This is a genomic window from Marinobacter sp. L-46, from assembly GCF_056859535.1.
On sequence record NZ_JBSXOP010000070.1, the window covers coordinates 63,758 to 81,961 of the forward strand.

Annotated in this window: 13 protein-coding genes and 2 pseudogenes; 6 read left to right on the plus strand and 9 right to left on the minus strand. The window is 56.7% G+C overall.

Annotated elements, in window-relative coordinates:
- Position 1: 1 nt before the first annotated feature.
- Entirely contained in the window at positions 2 to 199 is a 198-nt protein-coding gene (locus AC13DJ_RS11125; RefSeq protein ID WP_482936979.1) for an outer membrane protein, read from the minus strand.
- A 32-nt stretch (positions 200 to 231) separates the two neighbouring features.
- A pseudogene (locus AC13DJ_RS11130) lies at positions 232 to 633 on the minus strand (outer membrane beta-barrel protein); the annotation flags it as partial.
- A 163-nt stretch (positions 634 to 796) separates the two neighbouring features.
- Between AC13DJ_RS11130 and AC13DJ_RS11135 the strand changes: the two are divergent.
- The gene (locus AC13DJ_RS11135; protein ID WP_036219095.1) at positions 797 to 2,215 is read left to right on the plus strand and encodes a TrkH family potassium uptake protein; all 1,419 of its coding nucleotides are present in this window, start codon (positions 797 to 799) and stop codon (positions 2,213 to 2,215) included.
- Positions 2,216 to 2,217: 2 nt separating this feature from the next.
- On the opposite strand, the gene glgP is transcribed toward AC13DJ_RS11135, so the two are convergent.
- The 6 genes from glgP to AC13DJ_RS11165 form a co-directional block, all read right to left on the minus strand.
- Positions 2,218 to 4,722, minus strand: a complete 2,505-nt coding sequence (glgP, locus tag AC13DJ_RS11140) for an alpha-glucan family phosphorylase (RefSeq protein WP_482933645.1) — start codon at positions 4,720 to 4,722, stop codon at positions 2,218 to 2,220.
- A 17-nt stretch (positions 4,723 to 4,739) separates the two neighbouring features.
- Entirely contained in the window at positions 4,740 to 5,339 is a 600-nt protein-coding gene (locus tag AC13DJ_RS11145; RefSeq protein ID WP_482933644.1) for an SDR family NAD(P)-dependent oxidoreductase, read from the minus strand.
- Positions 5,340 to 5,412: 73 nt separating this feature from the next.
- Positions 5,413 to 8,400 carry a Tn3 family transposase gene (locus tag AC13DJ_RS11150; RefSeq protein ID WP_123889261.1) on the minus strand — a complete coding sequence of 996 codons (2,988 nt, stop codon included), beginning with the start codon at positions 8,398 to 8,400 and terminating at the stop codon, positions 5,413 to 5,415.
- Positions 8,401 to 8,418: 18 nt separating this feature from the next.
- Positions 8,419 to 9,660, minus strand: a complete 1,242-nt coding sequence (locus AC13DJ_RS11155; protein WP_008169727.1) for a site-specific integrase — start codon at positions 9,658 to 9,660, stop codon at positions 8,419 to 8,421.
- A 23-nt stretch (positions 9,661 to 9,683) separates the two neighbouring features.
- Positions 9,684 to 10,118 carry a PIN domain-containing protein gene (locus tag AC13DJ_RS11160; protein ID WP_123889262.1) on the minus strand — a complete coding sequence of 145 codons (435 nt, stop codon included), beginning with the start codon at positions 10,116 to 10,118 and terminating at the stop codon, positions 9,684 to 9,686.
- On the minus strand, positions 10,115 to 10,336 hold the full coding sequence (locus AC13DJ_RS11165) for an AbrB/MazE/SpoVT family DNA-binding domain-containing protein (RefSeq protein ID WP_008169731.1): 222 nt from the start codon (positions 10,334 to 10,336) through the stop codon (positions 10,115 to 10,117). The genes AC13DJ_RS11160 and AC13DJ_RS11165 overlap by 4 nt, the downstream gene beginning before the upstream one ends.
- 197 nt (positions 10,337 to 10,533) lie before the next feature.
- Here AC13DJ_RS11165 and AC13DJ_RS11170 point away from each other — a divergent pair, with 197 nt between their 5' ends.
- Positions 10,534 to 10,953, plus strand: coding sequence for a BlaI/MecI/CopY family transcriptional regulator (locus tag AC13DJ_RS11170; RefSeq protein ID WP_050898225.1), 420 nt, complete (start codon positions 10,534 to 10,536; stop codon positions 10,951 to 10,953).
- Positions 10,954 to 10,965: 12 nt separating this feature from the next.
- Here AC13DJ_RS11170 and AC13DJ_RS11175 read toward each other — a convergent pair.
- Positions 10,966 to 11,502, minus strand: a pseudogene (locus tag AC13DJ_RS11175) (manganese efflux pump MntP).
- A gap of 221 nt (positions 11,503 to 11,723) precedes the next feature.
- Between AC13DJ_RS11175 and AC13DJ_RS11180 the strand changes: the two are divergent.
- The 4 genes from AC13DJ_RS11180 to AC13DJ_RS11195 are packed head-to-tail and all read left to right on the plus strand — an operon-like array spanning position 11,724 to position 17,840.
- Entirely contained in the window at positions 11,724 to 12,092 is a 369-nt protein-coding gene (locus tag AC13DJ_RS11180) for a hypothetical protein (protein ID WP_482933643.1), read from the plus strand.
- Between the two features lie 59 nt (positions 12,093 to 12,151).
- Positions 12,152 to 13,462: a TolC family protein gene (locus AC13DJ_RS11185; protein ID WP_482933642.1), complete on the plus strand. Its 1,311-nt coding sequence runs from the start codon at positions 12,152 to 12,154 to the stop codon at positions 13,460 to 13,462.
- Positions 13,463 to 13,485: 23 nt separating this feature from the next.
- Positions 13,486 to 14,718 (plus strand): efflux RND transporter periplasmic adaptor subunit, encoded by a 1,233-nt coding sequence (locus AC13DJ_RS11190; protein WP_482933641.1) that lies wholly within the window; start codon positions 13,486 to 13,488, stop codon positions 14,716 to 14,718.
- A 14-nt stretch (positions 14,719 to 14,732) separates the two neighbouring features.
- Complete coding sequence (locus tag AC13DJ_RS11195) at positions 14,733 to 17,840, plus strand: efflux RND transporter permease subunit (protein WP_482933640.1); 3,108 nt, start codon at positions 14,733 to 14,735, stop codon at positions 17,838 to 17,840.
- The last annotated feature ends 364 nt before the right edge of the window (positions 17,841 to 18,204 follow it).

Here is an 18,204-nt window from a genome sequence, read left to right on the forward strand (position 1 = left end):
GTTAGAAATTGACCTGCATGCCGATGCCCAGGCCGTCCACGGTTACATCGTTATCATCGTAGTAACGCATGTACTCCAGGTTCGCGGACAGGTTCGGGGCGAAGGCGAAGTTGACGCCAGCGCCGTAAGAGAAGTCGGAATCGTCATCCTCAACATTGCCGGCCTGGGCCTCGATGCGGTGAAACCCAGTACACCATATGGCGTAATCGGGCTCTCGTTCACCATGTTAAAGGTGGCGTAGCCGCCAAAGAAGTTATCCAGCTCCACATCGACACCACGAACGGTATCGTCATCAACACCAAAGCCCGCGCGCGCTTCCAGGCCAAAGTATTCGGTGGCCATCACACCCACTTTGCCAGACAGCGTGCCAACATCGGCATCACCAACACCGTCAAAATCTGCGTTCATAAAGGTGTAATTTCCACCCGCATACAAACCGCCAACGCCAGATTTGTACATATCCTGGGCCGACGCGGCGCCAGCCATGGCGATGCCGGCAGTAGCCACAGACGCAATCAGAACATTCTTTTTGATAGTCATAGCGTTTCTCCTTGGTGGAAAACGGAGCTGTGTTGCACTCCTGTTATCAATTTGCACCAACTCAACGGCACTGGCCATAGTAAGGTTCCGCATTTACCCGGAATTTACAGTGTTTTAATTTGCCGGTAATCCTGCGCCACGCGGGCTGTTACCTTGCGGATACAGGGCACCGCGGGTATCCTGACGGCCTCTCACTGTCAGCTGGTACGGGCGCACCTTGAGAAATCTAAATCCTGTTATTTTTATTGTCAGCGTGATGTTTGTACTTTTGAGTGCTTTCATGACGTTACCGGTGTTTCTCCTGGCTGGAACTCCCTCTGGCGCGCCTAATGCTATGGCGTTTGCAGAGTCTGCTGCGATTGTCTGTGTGCTGGGTATTCTGGGTATCCTGCTTACCCGCAACAATAATCGGGAGCTCAAGCCCCGATACATGTTTGTTCTGACCGTATCCAGCTGGTTTATTATCGCCCTGCTCTCGTCCCTGCCTTTTTATCTGAGCGATAACGGTATTTCTGCTGCCGATGCGGTGTTTGAAGGCACCTCCGGCATTACCACCACGGGCGCTACCGTGTTCAGCGGGCTGGATAACTTTGACCGGGACCTGCTGCTCTGGCGTTCCATTCTGCAATGGCTCGGTGGCATCGGGATTATCGGTATGTTCGTTGCCGTTCTGCCGTTCCTGCGGGTGGGCGGAATGCGCCTGTTTGCGACCGAATCCTCGGAGTGGACTGACAAGGCCCTGCCCCGGATGAAAACCCTCAGCCGTGGCCTTCTGTTCGTTTATTTGGTATTCACGGTCATCGCAGTAACGACCTATTGGTTATCCGGTATGGGCTTGTTTGATGCGTTCAACCACGGTTTGACCAGTATCGCTACCGGCGGCTTTTCTACCTCCGATATGTCCATGGGCAAGTTCAACGACTTGATCCTTATGGAAGCGACTTTCTTTATGATGCTCGGCAGCTTGCCGTTCTTCCTGTTTGTGCGGGAAATGCACGGCCAGCACTTTGTGCTGTTCAAGGATCAACAGGTACGCCTGTTCCTGGCGATTCTGCTGGTGGTGCCGCTGTTGCTCACGCTGCACCGCTGGTGGGTATCGCCGGTAGCATTCGACCCCTTCCATAACTATGTTTCCACGCTGTTCAACGTTACCTCGGTGGTGAGTACCTCCGGTTACGCCTCCGAAGACTATTCAGCCTGGGGCCCGCTGGCGTTCGTCGCCTTCTTCTTCCTGATGTTTGTCGGCGGTTGTTCCGGCTCTACGGCCGGCGGTATGAAGATTTTCCGCTTCCAGCTGTCTCTGATCATCCTGCGGGAGCAGCTGATGCGCCTGTTGCACCCCCGCGCGGTGTTTACCCGGAATTACAACGGCCGGGCGGTCAGCGACGAGATTATCTCCTCGATGATTGCCTATACCTTTATTTTCCTGCTGTGCCTGCTGATCATTACAGTGCTGCTGGCTTCCCTGCAGCTGGATTTTGTCACTTCGCTGTCGGGCGCGCTGACATCGCTCACCAACGTTGGGCCTGGACTGGGCGACATTATCGGCCCTGCCGGTAACTTCGGCCCGCTGCCGGATGCCGCCAAGTGGATTCTTTCGGTGGGTATGCTGATGGGCCGCCTGGAGATTCTCAGCGTGGTGATTGTGTTGTCACCGGGATTCTGGCGCGGCTGATTCTATCGGTACCAAAGGATGTGGCTGTCTTCCAGCGGCAGGTTCAGGCGGGCATCCTTTACCCGGATTCTCGGGGTGAAGTGGCCTGCCGGGCGCGGGGGCACGGTTGCCCGGTAGAGATAGCTGTCTTCTGACCCCTCCAGTGCATGCTCCATAGCCATGGGTTGCACCAGTCTTGGCCCGAACTCCGACGCTTCCGCCACCAGTTCCACCGCCAGTTGTTCATGGCCCAGGCCGTCCAGGTAAACACAGAGTGAAAAGGTCTGGCTGTTGTCGCCCGTCTGTTCGGTCAGTTCACCAAACCGAAGTTTTGGCCAGTGCCGGCAGACGTTCTTTCGGTTGGCAACCAGCTCGGCCGCGATTTCCGGGGTGCGTTCGTTACCCTGGGTCACCATCGGCAGGTAAAAGTCGGAAACATACTCCCGCACCATGCGGTTTGCCGAATAGCGGGCGGTCAGCTGGTCCATACTGGCACGGATGCGTTGCAGCCAGGTACCGGGCAAGCCCTTGTCATCCAGGTGGTAGAATTCTGGAATCACCTGCTGTTCCAGCAGTTCATAAAGTTCCCGGGCATCTGAGTCGTCATGGCTGCCATCCAGTGCCAGTTCTTCAAAACTGGCCCCGGGCCGTATCGCCCAGCCAACCTGATTGTTCCAGGCTTCCGCCCACCAGCCATCAAACTGGGAAAGGTTGAGCCCGCCGTTCACCAGAACTTTCATGCCACTGGTGCCACAGGCTTCCCAGGGGTGGCTCGGGGTGTTTAACCACACGTCAACGCCCTGAATCAGCTGGCCGGCCACGGCAAGGTCGTAGTCTTCAATGAACACTACTTTGCCTTCCACTTCCGGGCGCTGCGAAAAGGCTTTCCAGCGCCGGATCAGTTCCTTGCCAACCTTGTCCTTCGGGTGTGCCTTGCCAGCCAGCACGATCTGCAACGGCCGGTCACGGGTGGTCAGTAACCGGACGAGCCTTTCCGGGTCTTTCAGCAACAGGTCCGGGCGTTTGTAGGCCGTGAACCGCCGTGCGAAACCCAGTGTCAGGTTTTCTGCATCCAGCAACAGGCCGCAGGCGGCGTCCGGGTTGTTTCCGTAGTTATGTTCGCAATGTTGTGCGTGCAGGCGTTTGCGCAGATAGCCCACCAACCGGCGGCGCTGACTGCGGCGCATTTCCCAGATAGATAGGTCATCAACGTCGCACATGGGTTCCGGTTCGAGCATTGGCTGGCGCCAGCGGTCCTTGCCACGGGCGCGAGTCCAGAGCTGGTCGGATTCCGGAGAATCCCAGCTCGGGGTATGGATTCCGTTGGTCACGTAGTCTGCAGGGATATCCGGCGTGGGCCAGCGACCAAACCAGGGCTGGAAGATGGTCTGGGTCACCTTTTGGTGTATCCGGCTGACACCGTTGAAGCGGCCGCTCATACCCAAGGCCAGCCCCGCCATATTTAGGTCTGATGTGCCGCCATTGGCGATGCCCAGCAGGTTATCCAGGCGGTTGCCCTGCCCGGACAGCCAGGGTTCCAGGTACAGGGCCGCCAGTGCGCGGGGAAAACGGTCGAATCCGGCGGCCACGGATGTGTGGGTGGTGAACAGGTTAGTGGCCCGGGTGGCAACGCGGGCGACTTCGAAATCAGTTTGCTGGCTGCGTTGCCACTGGTGGGCCCGCTCTACCAGGGCCAGGGCGCTGTGGCCTTCGTTAATGTGGCAAAGTGCCGGTTTCCGATCCAGAAGCTCCAGCAAACGCCAGCCTCCGATGCCCAGAACCATTTCCTGTTGCAGACGCTTTTCCGGGTCGCCACTGTAAAGTTCACTGGTGATACCCCGGTCGCCGGGTTCGTTGCGGGGGTCGTTACTGTCCAGCAGCAGGAGCTCGCAACGCCCCACCTGGCCTTTCCAGCCCCGAAGCCGAACCTCCCGGCCCGGAAAAGGTACGGTTACCCTCGCCCATTCGCCGTTGCTGTCCCGTAAGGGCGATACCGGCAACATGGTGGGATCGTTGTAGGGATGGAATTCGATCTGTTCACCTGCCGTGTTCAGGGCTTGGCGGAAGTATCCTTGCTGATACAGCAGGCCCACAGCCATCACCGGAACACCGAGGTCACTGGAAGCTTTGAGGAAATCGCCAGCGAGTACTCCGAGCCCGCCACTGTAGAGAGGCAGGGATTCGGAAACACCATATTCCATGCAGAACCAGGCGATTCCGCCATCGAGTTTGTTATTGCAGGAATCCGAATACCAGGTCGCAGCCCGGGTAAACTCTTCGTGCCGGCTGACCTGCTCCTGATAGAGAGTCAGGAAATCCGGATCCTGGGATAACGCCTGCAGGTGCTCCACTGCAACCCCGTTGAGCACCAGCCAGGCATTATGGGTGGCTTCCCAGGCTTCTTCGTCCAGGGCCCGCCATAACTGATCACCGCCGTGATGCCAGGTCCAGCGCAGGTCCAGTGCCAGGGAGATAAGCCCCGACAACTGGTCTGGCAGGGCCCGCATGGAATAGGCAGCAAGTGTCATGGGCTGGCCTCAAGCCGTCAGTGTGCGGTGTAGCCACCGTCGATCACCAGCTCGCTGCCGGTTACAAACTTGGATTCATCTGACGCCAGGTAAACCACACCCCAGGCGATATCATCCGGCTCGCCCATATGGCCCAGCGGGTGCAGGGCGGCGGTGGCGTCCCTGGCCTCTTCCGGATCCACTCCGGTGGTTTTCATGTGGCCCTCTACCATCGGTGTCCAGATAAAGCCGGGGTGTACAGAGTTCACCCGGATTCGGTCTTTGGCGTAGATCATGGCGTCAGTCTTGGACATCAGCCGCACCGCACCCTTGGAGGCATGGTATGGCGGTGCGTCCGGCGCCCCTACCAGGCCATAAATGGAGGACAGGTTGACGATGCTGCCGCCTCCGGCTTTCAGCATGTGCGGAACCGAGTGCTTGGTGCAGAAAAACACACCCTTTACGTTGATATCCTGAACCTTGTCCCATTCTGCCTCGGTCACTTCGTGGGTCGGCTTGTTGGCACCGGAGATACCGGCATTGCTCACCATAACGTTCAGCTTGCCAAAGCGCTCGGCCACGCCATCCAGCGCTGCTTTGAGGGTCCGACGGTATCCTGGAAAAATCCGCCAAATCAACCCTAAGTGTCTGAATTTAAAGGGAATATCCGGGGGTGTTCGTTATCTGGCATTAAGCACCACCATTATCGGGCTAACTTATGATCTTGGCGTTAAAATTCAGGGGTTGGACCTTGCGTCTCAAATCCAGGGTGTAGTCGCCAAAGCGGTTGATATGGGCCGTGCGGTACGGCGATAGCCCGCCCAAAACCTCCTTGGTGAGGCCTTGCCCGTCGTCGGCAAATGTTTTTAATGCCTGCGTCATCTGTTCGACGTTGTGCAGTATGACCATGTTGGCTACCAGCTGATTGTATTTGACGACCTTGCGCTGCTCGTGCCGGATATTCTCCGCAATGATCCCCTGCCCACCGAAAAACAACCACTTGGTAAAGTTGTTAAATTCTTCACTCTTGTTAGTAGCTGAATGGATGGTCTCGCGCAGTTCAATTTCATCAATGTACCGCAGTAAGAACAGCGTTCGAACCACTTTCCCGAGCTCTCGGAAAGCGAAATACAGCTTGTTTTTACGGCTGTAAGTTCCGAGACGGCGAAGGATTGTGGAAGCGGTAATCTGCCCTTTCTTGATAGAGACGGCGACTCGGAGCATGTCGCGCAAATGGGTTTCGATCAACTTGAAATTCACGTGCCCTGTAAACAGTGAATCGATATTTTGGTAACGGTATCGCTTATCGGGTCGGCACAGCGTCAGGTCTTGGATGTTGCGGATGCGCGGCATCAGATTAATGCCCAGCAGATAGGCCAACCCGAACACAGGGTAGCTCTGCGCCTGAGTATCACCGTGCAGTGTATCGGGCTGGATGTCGGACTTATTACTCATCAGCCCGTCGAGGATGTAAACGGCTTCGTACACCCCGCAGGGAATAAAATGGCTAAACAGCGCAATGTAGGTGTCGGATACGTGATAGTAACCAATGCCGCCGTAGCCCCCATAGCGGATGTGGTATTCGGAGAGCAGATTCTGCTCATAAAGATCCCACTTGGTACCGTCTGCCGAGACGTGGCGGCCGGTACCCCAGTATTTTGGCAAGTCGAACTTGTTGTAGGCGTTCACCACCTGAACGATGGCTTTATCCAGTCGTTCCTCGGTTGCGTGTTTGAGGTTGAGCCAGGCTACTTGCCGCGAGCTGATGCCTTTGATGGAACGCGCTGTCTGTGTGGGCCCCAGGTTGCATCCATAGCAGAACAGGGTTGTGATGAATCGCTTCTGGGCTTCGTTCAGGCGAGACTCGTTGCCCGACAAGGGCGTGAAGTTGCCGTGTAAATTGAGCCACTTTTCGGTATCGGTTAATACATCGATGATGCTGGTCTGCGGAAGAGTTTGGGTGATGAGCTCGTCGAGCTTTTTCAATTCACTGGTGGGTAGTTCAGCCTTGTGTCGGCGTAACACCAGTCGCCCATTTTGGATGTCCGCGTGCAGGTTTTTCGGGAACCGTTCATCTACCCTCCGGGAGGCCTCTGTAAGCAGGTCTTTCAGATGGACGCAAAATGCCTTGGGCTCGCTCAGCGGTAACTCCACCTGCTGGGCGTACTCCTCAAGCTCCGCATCGAGTGTCTCATCATCAATCAGTTGCTCCCGATAATCATCAAATTGGGCACTGTGTGGTATGTGAAGATCGCCCGATGACAGCTCCTGTTTGATATGGATCAGTATCCACAACTCCAGGTACTTGCGGTGCAATAGATCATAGTCACCCGACTGTTCGGACTTAATGAGCACCAACTTTCGCCACTTCTCCGGCATCCAGCCGGGGTCAAAGGTTTCGCCCATGGTGTCGCTGGCAGCCGCGATTTTAATGTACTCTGCACGGCTCGGCTGCAGAGAGCGAAAGAGCGTAAGCAACGCGTTTGAGCTGGTATCGTTGGAAGTGGATTTGAGTTCCAAAATGGTAAGGCAATTGAACAAGAGTGCCCGCTTCTGGCGATAGGGTGCGAGCATAAAGGGAAAGTAATTGTTGCCGGAATAAGCCATGTGCTCGTTGCAGCGGTCGATCAGCGTACCGCTGTTTTCGCCAATGATGTCCTCAATCGAGGACAAGCGCTGTTGCTGAGAGGTGTCTTGTTCGTAGGCTGTCAGCACATCCTTAAAGGTCTCTATCAACCGATCAACGTGTTTTTGGTGGTCCAGGAGGTATTGCTGTAACGCCGCCTGGGCGTGACTTTCCATGGCGCGAACCATACGGATGAGCAGTTCGGCCACATCATCAAGCGCCTTGCTGTGTTGATTGCGCGTCAGGATGACCGCCAATGCATAACGTTTATTGAATTTCAGGTCGGCCATCTCGGTCGCGTTCAGCGCACGCGCCTCCAACGCCAGCTGCCGGTGTTTGACGATAGGTAACTTGATCGCAGGCATCTCTTCGCCAAGCGTCTGCAGCCAGTGCACATGCTGAAGATAGCTACGCACCTCCTTGTTGCCGGGGCGCTTCGGTTCGCGTTTGAGAATATGCCAGGCACTGTAGGTCTGGCCGTTCGGTGAGAGCAGCTCATTAATCTTCTGCTTCGCCTCGTCAGTAAGCTGGGAGGTGATGGCGCTAAAGCAGCGCTCGTTCACGTGGTTCCGTGCACGCCGTGCCGTACGTTTCAGAACGGTGAAACCCGGCAACTCAAAACGATGGCGCACCAACTCTTCGAGCATGACGTTCACGATGTCCGCAAGCATTTCCTTGGTTTCCGCCGCATCCAGAGCAATCTCGTAAAGCCACTTATTGTCGGTGCCCGCCAAGGGCTTAACATCCAGGTAGGTCCGGATCTGCCTCAGGTGTCGGTGCTTGGCCCCGGATCGGTCGTACTGTAGGAGCTGCGTTTGGGTCGGAAGCTTTCTAAACTGACACTGGAGACCGACATGCTCAATGATTTCCCGTGGCACCGCCGCGAGGGACTGAAAATAGCCCAGGCGCTGAAAGAGCTTAAGATGAAGCAACAGACCCAATCGGGCCACCGGTGTTTTGGCCAGTCGACCCCAGAGCTGCTCAGTGTCGGACGGCGTATAGGATTCTTGCAGCTCTTTTTCGGTGATTTCGGATTTCAGCCGCGGGTAGGCTGTTTCGTGCAGGCTGCTCATGGCTCACGCTCGCTCCAGTTAGTCCCACGTCGTCCCAGTGGCAGGATTCATGATTGTCGCCTCGAGCATGCACTGGTGGTCATTGGCTAAGGCGTGCATTTGCGCGAGCAGCTCATCCAGAACCTCATCAAGGTGCTCCGGGCTGTCATGTGTGATTGTGATGTGATACTGCGTTCCTTGCTCATTGAGCCTGGCCATGGCCCAGTTGGCAAAGCACACGCGCTCGATAAGCTCACGGACTTTCTTTATGCTGCGCACTTGGCTGTTATAGCGCTCCAACCGAAGGGTCACCTCCAGCAGTGTCGATTGCGCCAAAGAAGGAGCGGCCTGATGGCCTTCCAGGCTCTGCTCTATCCGATGCTGGGCGAACGGGTCAGGTGCATCGATGTAGCGCATTGCGGAATGAACGTCTCGCCATCCCACATACTCCATCAAAGACTTTGTGTCCCAGCGCTGGCCATTGGCCCAGCTCGCAAACCCTCGGCGCAAAGAGTGGCTGCTGAAAGCGTCTGAGCCCTCTATGCCTGCCGCTTGGCAACAGGATCTGACGATGGTGATGATACTGTTCGGATGCAGAGCTTCATTCGCAAGTTGGCCCCAACGGTTAATGGCCCGAAATACCGGCCCTTGCTTGATCTGTGCCGCGTTAGTCCATTCCAAATAGGCTTCTACAGGACACAGTTGCCTGAGGGCCGGCGCTTTGAAGTAACGCCCTTGCCCGGAGCGGTCGCTTTTGGTGCGGGGCAGGTAAATCTCCATGCCCGAGCCAGGCTCCACCTGAATATGCTCCGCATGGAGCCGCCCCAACTCGTCGCTGCGAAAGGCCCGCCAAAAACCGATCAGCATAAGTGCTTTGTTGCGAAGCGGTTGCAATGGCAACCGGTGTGTATCTTGTCGAGCAATCTGCTGGTCCAGGTGCGATACGATGGCCGTCAGCTGCACCAACTGGAGGGGTCTGGCCCGCTTTTCTGGGGCAGGGTGCAGTTCGGCAATGCCCTTGAGCACCTTTTTAACATGCGGTGCTTTGGTAGGATCGGGAAAACCTTGCTCAAGGTGCCAGGCCGCCAGACCCGCCAGTCGTTGGCGCAGGGTGTTTAGTGAATGAGCGCGCGCGTGGTCAACCAGGTAACGTGCAACACTGTCGGCCGTGGCCGGCAGAAACCCGCCCCATTCGTCCTCAAAGTGGCGGACTGCTCCTTGGTAGGCTTTGCGAGTATTGGCGCGGGTGCCCGCGCGTATGTAGTGGTCAATGCTGCTCATGCCGACCTTTTAATTTTGGCGAATTATGGACTTAGCGTCCCCAGTATTTCCAGAGCCGCGACGTCGAACGTATAGACGCCTTCAAACGCTTGGCCCCACTCGCGTGCTTGGCGCATGGCTTTATTCACAACGAGTGCGTCGGGAAAGTCAGCGCTCTTTTTCTTGCCACCGACCTTCACCGGCCGCGCCTTCTTATAGTCATTCAGAGCACGCCACACAGTCTGCCTATCCTCAAAGACAATGTTCGGCTCTGCAAACAGCGCACTGATCACGCCAGCAATGGCCTCGCGGTCAAGCTTGTAGCGCTTACCCGTTAGAACCCACATTGTCTCCACCAACACGACATCCGTCACCAGAGCGGGTACAGAGCCCGTGATCAGTGATACGGCCTTATGCGACTGAGCCTTATCGTCCAGCAGTAGGTAACGAAGCAGCACATTGGTATCAATGGCAATCACGCACCGATACCGTTTTGGCGGGAATCGTCCTCACTCACCTGGCGATCCACACGGATGCCCTTGAGAATCCCGCGCGCGGCTCCTGAGACCTTTTTGATGATGGTAATGTGGCCATCGTTGTCCACGTAGCTGTCGTATTCATCACCAGGCTCAATGCCCGCCAGCCGACACTGATCCACAGGCAAGGTGATTTGTCGTTTTGAGCTGACTTTTGGCATGACTAGAACCCTTTACATTAATCAATAGAGTAAAGACTACCGACCTCTTTGCTTCAGGTCAAGAAGTAAAGGAAATGGCGCTGACCTCGATCTAAACCCTCAGACAGGGCGCACTCGCTCTACAAAACCGATTGATCATCGGTTTTTGTGCTTCTATACTCTAGCTCATCTTCTCACGACCCGTCGCCGGAAAACCTGTGACTCAAGACACCCCTGATAAACTTGCCATTCCACCATTAGGCACTCTCGAAGTAGCGGTGCTGGTACATCTGTGGCGAGTCCCGGAGGCGTCCTCCAAAGAGGTACATGCTGCCATTGGTGTGGCGCGCGGCATTTCAGTGAATACTGTGCAGTCCACGTTGGAACGGCTGTATCGGAAAAAGCTGCTAAAGCGCTTCAAGGCTAGCCATGCATTCCGGTATGCCCCGCAGGTGGCCCGTGAGCAGCTGGTAGCCGGTCTGGTCAACGAGGTGCTCAGCCGCTTCGGCGGCGATACCGCTTCTTCGCTGGCGGCGTCCGTCGAAGCGGCGAATTGGCTGAACGAGGAAGCCTTGCATACGCTAGAGGCTGAACTTAAAAATATGCGTACGCGCGGCGAAGCTCTTCATGTGCGGTAGCATTTTTTGACCTTACAGATGGCTCGACAGGATCCAAACACCGGCTCCGATTAGTGTCAGCCCGTCTAAGATCTCGGTCTTTTGGCCAATTAACGATCCAATTGCCCGTCCCAACATCACTCCAAGCGTAACCATAACGGTCGTCGCCAGACCAATCAGGGCCGCCGCAGTTCAGATGTTGACGTTGATAAATGCCAGGCCAATACCTACAGCCATGGCATCCATGCTCGTGCCGATGGCTGTCAAAGAAACCTTGAGAAATGACTGTCTGGAGGGCTTCGACACTTCTTCAGCGCTGGGTTTCAGGCCTTCATAAAGCATGTGCAGCCCTAGAGCAACCAATAGCGCAAACGCTATCCAGTGATCCCACGCCTCAACGTAAGTCGATGCCGATTTACCAAGCAACCAGCCGACTAAAGGTGTTGCTGCTTCAATTGACCCAAAGATAAGACCCATTCGCAGGGCTCCGCCCGCCCCTTTGCTGATCGCGGCGGCAAAGGCATCGGTGGACATCGCAAGGGTAAGCAAAAGGAGAGCAATCGGGTTCATGCGGTCTGCTCCGGCCGGGCGACTCGAGTCTACGAAAGACCCACACGCCCGACTTCCGGCATGGAGCTATCGATGGTCTCGCCAACCGAGAGGTGTTTTGCACCATTGCGTCCCAAGGTCCACCACCTCTCGAGATTGGGGAAACCGAACAGAATGCGGGTTTTGACCTAAGGGTTTCCTTGTGGTAGTGTCCCGGCCTTAGTCTGGAGAGTCTGTCCGCTTTGATGAAGAATCGTTGGGTAACAATCGTTTTAGCACTGGTGATTGCTCTGCAGTCACTGGCGGCTATTGGCGATACAAACCAACCTCATCCCGCGACGCCTCATCACGCTCATAATCACGAGCATTCCCATGAAGACGTTGTCATTGACTCGGTCACGCTGGAAATGGAGGAGTCTTCCACCTCATCGGACCCTTCGCGGGATCACTCATCTGATCATGGCCATCTAAACCATGCCCATTTTCACATGGTGCTGTTGAGCGCGGCAACGGGTATTGCCGTTTTGTCCGCCGGTCAGCGCCTGTCCGACTATCAGGCCAGCCATACTTCAGTCATACCACCCTCTCTGTTCCGCCCTCCAATCGCCTAATCCTACGACCATCCCACTAGGGAAACATCTGTTATTTAGACCTTCGTAGGAGAAGTTACATGCTTTTTTGCAAGCCCATGAGCACTGGGCGGCGCGCAATGCCGTGCCACTCTATTATCCATGCCTTTTGCCTTCTAACGCTGGCATTTGGTTCTACCCTGGCACTCGCCGGGGAGAAACCGCTCACTCTGTCCAAAGCTCTCTCGCGGGCCATGGCACAAAACCCCGGCCTCCAGGTCTTCGATTTTCGCCTTCAGGGTCTTGATGGCCGACGCATCACGGCAGATCAAAATCCTGCCCTGGAGGCCGGCCTGGGAGTGGAAAACTTCCTCGGCAGCGACAATCTGCGAGGAGTTGACGGGGCAGAGTACACCCTATCCCTGTCATCGGTTCTCGAACTTGGCGGCAAGCGTCAGGCCCGCGTCAGCGTGGTTGACTCACGATACGGGCGCGTCGAGGCCGAGCGCCGGGCCGAGACCCTGGATGTGCTCGGACAGGTGACCCAGCGCTTTGTCGCCACCCTGGCCCTGCAGGAAAAACTCCAACTCGCCGCTGAAGCCGTGGCGCTGGCCGAGGCCACCCACGAGATCGTCACCCGTCGCGCCGACCGCGGCGCGGCGCCCCAGGCCGAAGTCCTGCGCGCCAGGGCCGCGCTCACCCAGAGTCGTATTGAGCAGTCCCATCTGCGAGCCGCCTACGAGAGCCGGAAAATGGCTCTGGCTTCCCTGTGGGGTGATACCAGCCCGGACTTTCAAATGCTGGAAGGCGACCTGTTCCAGTTCGGTTCCTCCGACAACTTCGTTGCTCTGTACCAGCGGGTCAGCGACAGCCCGGCCATTCAAATCTACGCCAGCGAACAGCGTATCCGCGAAGCGGAAATTCAGCTGGCGCGCAGCCAGTCCGAGAGCGACATCCGTTGGCAGGTCGGCATCCGGCGCTTCGAAGTGACGGATGATACGGGCTTGACCGCTGGGCTCTCGGTACCGCTCTTTTCCGGACGGCGCAATCGCGGCGAGGTGCAGGCCGCCCTGGCGGCGCGGGATGAGGTCCGATTCCGCCGGGAGGATACCCTGCTGCGCCTCCATTCGCGCCTGTTCGACGCCTACCACTTGCGGCAACAAAGCATCGAGACTGTTGAGCAGATTCGCAGCCAAATGCTTCCCGACCTGACCGAGGCACTCACTCAGACCCGCGAAGCCTATGAAAACGGCCGCTACAGCTATGTGGAGTGGACCGCCGCACAGCGGGAGCTGCTCTCAGCACGGGAGGCACTGGTCGACGCCGCCACCACGGCGCTGCTCAACCAGGCGTTGATCGAACAACTTACGGCGCAGCCACTCGCGACTGTTCCGGGCGCCCCGACGCGCTAACCCACAAATTCAGGATTCACACCATGCAACTGATAAAACAACTCTGTCTGATTCTGGTGGCCACCTGTCTGGCCGCCAGCCCCCTGCTAGCGGCGCAAGATCGGGACGATGCTTCTAACGAAGCACAACAGACCGCGCCCGAAACCAAAGGCCCTCATGGTGGCCTCTTGCTTGAGCGGGACGACGCTACCGTCGAACTGCAGATTTTCGAGCAAGGTGTTCCTCCAGAATATCGTGCCTGGGTGACAAAGGACGGTAAGCCCATGACCGATGGGGTTGACCTCAACGTTCAACTCACTCGTTTGGGCGGACAAGAGGATACCTTTGATTTTGCCTTCCAAGGAGACTATTGGCTGGGGGATGGCGTGGTGACCGAGCCACATTCCTTTGATGTGGAAGTCACGCTTGCCTTGAACGGTAAAAAATACCAGTGGCAATGGGAATCCCACGAAGGCCGTACCCGCATTGCAGCCGATATTGCTGAAAAGGCTGGAATCCGAACAGCCGAGGCCGGTCCGGGCTCGATTGAGCGAACCTTGACCACTTATGGGCGACTGACCACCGCGCCGGAGCAAATCGCGCGGGTGCGCGCCCGCTTTCCCGGCGTCATTACCAGAGTCAATGTTCGTTTGGGAGACCGTGTTGCCAAAGGTGATCTGCTGGCGCAAGTGGAGTCCAATGAAAGTCTTAAAACCTATGATCTGCGCTCACCCATGGATGGCGTGGTAACCGAGCGCCAGATCAGTGTGGGCGAAATCGCCGGTGACCGGCCTCTATTTGCCATCACCGATCTGTTCACCTTGTGGGCGGAGCTTCAGGTATTTCCGGGCCAGCGCACCAAGGTGGCGGTCGGCCAGAAAGTTCTACTGCAAGCCGAGGGATTTAATCAGCAGGCTAACATTAGCCATCTGCTGCCTTCCCCAAACAATGCGCCCTATACCCTGGCCCGAGTGAAAGTGGACAACCCGGACGGCACGCTGAACCCAGGCTTGCTGATGGCGGGGGATATAGTGGTAGAGACCCTTGAGGTGCCACTGGCGGTCGAGAACCGGGCGCTGCAGCCTTTTCGGGATTGGAGCGTGGTATTTATCCAGGTGGGAGATACTTATGAAATTCGCCCACTGGAGCTAGGCTCCAGCGACGGCACTTTGACTGAGGTACTGGGTGGGCTGCAAGCGGGTGACCGCTATGTAGTGGACAACAGTTATCTGATCAAGGCCGATATCGAAAAATCCGGCGCATCCCACGACCACTAACCCAGGAGGCTTTGATGATAAACGCCATCTTACGCTTCTCGGTAGAGCGGCGGTTTTTAACGTTATCCCTTATTCTGGTGTTGGTCGGTGTAGGCCTGTGGAGCTTTCAGCGCCTGCCGATCGATGCGGTACCAGACATCACCAACGTCCAGGTGCAGATCAATACCGAGGCTCCGGGGTATTCCCCCTTGGAGGCTGAGCAGCGGATCACTTTCCCGGTGGAAACGGCTCTGTATGGTTTGCCTAATTTGTCCTATACCCGCTCAATATCCCGCTACGGTCTGTCCCAGGTCACAGTGGTATTCGAAGAGGGTACGGACATTTATTTCGCCCGAAACCTGATCAATGAACGCCTCGGCACCATCAAGAATGCCCTGCCACCGGGCCTGGAGCCGGAAATGGGTCCCATCGCCACCGGCCTTGGCGAAATCTTGATGTACACGGTCGAAGCGCGGCCCGGCGCCACTCAAGAGGATGGCAGTCCGTTGGACGCCACGGCACTGCGGGAAATTCAGGATTGGATTATCAAACCCCAACTGGCACAGGTGCCTGGGGTGATTGAGATCAACACCATCGGTGGCTACAACAAGCAGTACCACGTCACGCCCTTCCCACAACAGTTGCTGCAATTTGGCGTCACCATGGATGAACTAGCGGACGCACTGCAAGCCAACAACACCAACCGCGGTGCAGGCTATATCGAGCGCAAAGGGCAACAGCTGCTGGTCCGTTCACCTGGACAGTTGGCCTCCATCGCTGAGATTGAACAGGTGGTTATCGCTAATCGGCAGGGCGCACCGGTAAAAGTCACTGATGTGGCCGAGGTGGCCATTGGCAAGGAACTGCGCACCGGGGCGGCGACCCGCGACGGCAAGGAAACGGTGCTGGGCACGGCCATGATGTTGATGGGAGAAAACTCCCGCTCAGTCGCGCAGGCCGTGGCTGAAAAATTGAAGGCCATTCAGCCTTCACTCCCCGAGGGGGTAAAGGTGGAGGCGGTGTACGATCGCACGACTTTGGTGGACAAGGCCATCGCCACGGTGGAAAAGAACCTGCTCGAAGGCGCATTGCTGGTGATCGTCGTGCTGTTTCTGTTGCTCGGCAATCTACGCGCCGCTCTGATCACGGCGGCGGTAATTCCTTTGTCCATGCTCGCCACCATCACTGGCATGGTGCAATCGGGCGTATCGGCCAACCTGATGAGCCTTGGGGCGCTGGATTTCGGCCTGATCGTGGATGGTGCGGTGATTATCGTCGAGAACTGCATTCGGCGGTTGTCCCAGTCCCAGCACAACGGCCAGTTGCCACTGCGGGAGCGGCTCCAGCTGGTGTACGAAGCCACCAACGAAGTCATTCGCCCCAGTCTGTTCGGTGTCGCCATCATTACCGTGGTGTACTTGCCGATCTTTTCTCTCACCGGCGTTGAGGGCAAGATGTTCCACCCCATGGCGGCCACTGTAGTAATGGCATTGTTATCCGCCATGGTGCTGTCGCTGACTGTGGTGCCAGCCGCCGTTGCAGTGTTGCTGCGAGGCAAAATCAGCGAAAAGGAAAGTCCGGTAATCAGCGGTGCCAAATCGATGTACAAACCAGCTTTGCTTGTCGCGATAAAGTTTCGCTGGCTGGTTTTGGGGTCGGCAACGGCGTTGGTGGCGGTATGTATCTGGTTGGCAACTACCTTAGGTTCGGAATTTATTCCGCAGCTCGACGAAGGGGATATTGCGCTGCACGCGCTGCGTATTCCTGGCACCGGACTTGAGCAATCCATCGCGATGCAGACTCAGCTGGAGGAGACGCTGAAAACGTTCCCGGAAGTGGATAAGGTGGTGGCCAAAATCGGCACGCCAGAGGTGGCTACCGATCCCGCTCCTCCGAGCGTGGCGGATAACTTCGTGATTATCAAACCGCGCGACCAATGGCCCAATCCCGACAAAACCAAGGATCAACTGGTGGCGGAGATCGAAGAAGCCGTGACCCAACTGCCTGGCAACAAATACGAGTTCACACAGCCCATTGAAATGCGCTTTAACGAGCTGATCTCGGGGGTACGGGCCGATCTCGGGATCAAGGTGTTTGGCGATGATCTGGATCAATTGCTGGAGTCAGCCAACGAGGTCCTCGACGTTGTGGAGTCCATGGAAGGCGCGGCGGATGCCCGGGTCGAACAGGTCACGGGACTGCCCATGTTGTCGGTCCATCCCAAGCGTATGGTGCTGTCGCGCTACGGTCTGAATGTCGAAGACGTACAAGCGCTGGTGGCGACCGGGATTGGTGGTGAAAACGCCGGATTGATTTACGAGGGTGACCGCCGCTTTGAGTTGGTGGTGCGACTGCCGGAAGGGATAAGGCGGGACATCGACAGTCTGGCTTTTTTGCCCATTCCCTTGCCCGGCGGCGACTATGTGCCGTTATCGGAAGTCGCCGACCTGGAACTGGCCCCGGCGCCCAACCAGATCAGCCGGGAAAATGGCAAGCGCCGGGTGGTGGTGACCGCCAACGTACGGGACCGCGACCTGGGTGGATTTGTCGAAGAAGCACAAGCGCGCATCGCACAGGAGGTGGATTTGCCGGATGGCTATTGGCTGGATTACGGCGGTACCTTTGAGCAACTGCAATCGGCCAGCGCCCGTCTCGCCATTGTTGTACCGATTACCCTGGCGATCATCATCGGCCTGCTGGTCATGGCGTTCGGTTCGGTGAAAGACGCCTTGATTATTTTCACTGGCGTACCGCTTGCGCTCACTGGCGGGATTTTATCCCTGTGGTTGCGGGATATGCCGCTGTCGATCTCCGCAGGCGTGGGCTTTATCGCGCTCTCTGGCGTCGCAGTTCTCAATGGTCTGGTGATGGTGGCTTTTATTCGCGACCTGTGGCACGAGCAGGGCGACCTGATGAAAGCGATCGTCGAGGGTGCCCTGATCCGCCTGCGACCGGTACTGATGACGGCCTTGGTCGCAAGCCTCGGCTTTGTTCCCATGGCGCTCAACACCGGTACTGGCGCGGAAGTGCAGCGACCGCTGGCGACGGTGGTGATCGGGGGAATTATTTCCTCGACTTTGTTGACGCTATTCGTGCTCCCGGTGCTGTATGCACTGTTGCACCGTAAGAAAGCGGAAATTTAGCGAACCAGCAGGCTCCGGGCACGCCTGGAGCCTGTTTCCGCAAGGAAACCCTGACGGGCGCAGCACAACTGTGGGCGCGCCCGCCACTCAATTCCATAATCACATGTGATTACTTCGATCACCTCCAAAAAAATTGAAGGTATTATGCTTAAACTCCTACCTGAATCAGTGACTCCGCTCGAATATAGCACCCTGAGCCTTGGTTGGCTCACGCCTAACTCATTTTTGAAGCCAGTCCAGTTATGTTGAGAGCACGACTGTCAGTTTACCGATTGCAACACCTGCAAACCGGCCTTGTTTCGATCAAATATTGATCAAATCATGTTTCTCAGGCACGGGCGATCTGCCCAATAAGTTGGTCGGG